This window comes from Colwellia psychrerythraea (assembly GCF_000764225.1).
Lineage (GTDB): Bacteria > Pseudomonadota > Gammaproteobacteria > Enterobacterales > Alteromonadaceae > Colwellia > Colwellia psychrerythraea_D.
In genome coordinates this window covers 1-938 of record NZ_JQED01000020.1, presented here as the reverse complement: position 1 = coordinate 938, position 938 = coordinate 1, and the positions used below count along the sequence as shown (strand labels likewise).

The 938-nt window shown below is 44.8% G+C and carries 1 protein-coding gene and 1 pseudogene; both read left to right on the top strand.

The window, feature by feature from the left end; all coding sequences use genetic code 11:
* Positions 1-210, top strand: a pseudogene (locus ND2E_RS0121465) (formyltetrahydrofolate deformylase); the annotation flags it as partial.
* 112 nt (positions 211-322) lie between these two features.
* Complete coding sequence (locus ND2E_RS0121460; RefSeq protein WP_033093788.1) at positions 323-922, top strand: helix-turn-helix domain-containing protein; 600 nt, start codon at positions 323-325, stop codon at positions 920-922.
* The last annotated feature ends 16 nt before the right edge of the window (positions 923-938 follow it).

The window sequence follows — 938 nt, the reverse complement described above, 5'->3', positions numbered from 1 at the left end:
GGCGCCACCGCACATTATGTCAGCGATGACTTAGATGAAGGACCGATTATCAGCCAAGGTGTCGAGACAGTCGATCATGGTTACTATCCGCAGGACCTAGCTGCTAAAGGGCGTGATATCGAATGTTTAACGCTCTCGCGTGCAGTGCGCTGTCATATTGAGCATCGCATCTTTATGTACGGGAAAAAGACAGTGGTCTTTGCTAAGTAGCCAGCGCTTAGTCGCCACTTTTCTCTCAATGTTAATGGCCTGTTTAGTCGCTTGCTCTGGGGACACTGGAGACAAATTGACGTAATGAGTAACAATGATAAAGGATACCTATATGTCAATGACAGTAGCAAGCAGTAAACATGATGCGCGCGCAATCGGCTCTGTTAGCATAGGCGCGCAGTTAAAGTCGATCCGCGTAAAAAGCGATTTAACCCTAAGAGAAGCGGCTAACCTAACAACTTTAGCGCCCTCAACCTTATCGAAAATTGAAAATGAGCAAATTTCACCAACTTTTGCTGTGATGCAAAAGTTAGCTGCTGGTTTAAATATTGAATTACCGCAATTATTCACCAAGCCAACAGTAACGCAAGCGACAGGACGGCGTGATGTGACGTTAAAAGAGCAAGGCAATTATCAGTTAACCTCGACCTATGAGCATGAATTACTGTCGACACAGTTTAGTCATAAGAAAATGATGCCCTATAAGTGTCGCGTGCATGCACGCAGCTTTGATGAATTTGGTGAGTGGGTGCGCCATAGTGGTGAAGAATATATGTTAGTGCTGGAAGGCGAAGTGCAGTTGATGACAGAATTTTATGAGCCGGTGAACTTAGTTGAAGGGGATAGCGTCTACTATGATGCGATGATGGGGCATGTACTTATTTCAGTCAGTGAAAACGATGCTCAAATACTCTGGGTAACGGCCAAGTAACCTAGTTATCTTGCTA

Excerpts from the sequence above, each read along its gene's own strand:
- ND2E_RS0121460 (WP_033093788.1), top strand. The coding sequence starts at position 323 with ATGTCAATGACAGTAGCAAGCAGTAAACATGATGCGCGCGCAATCGGC.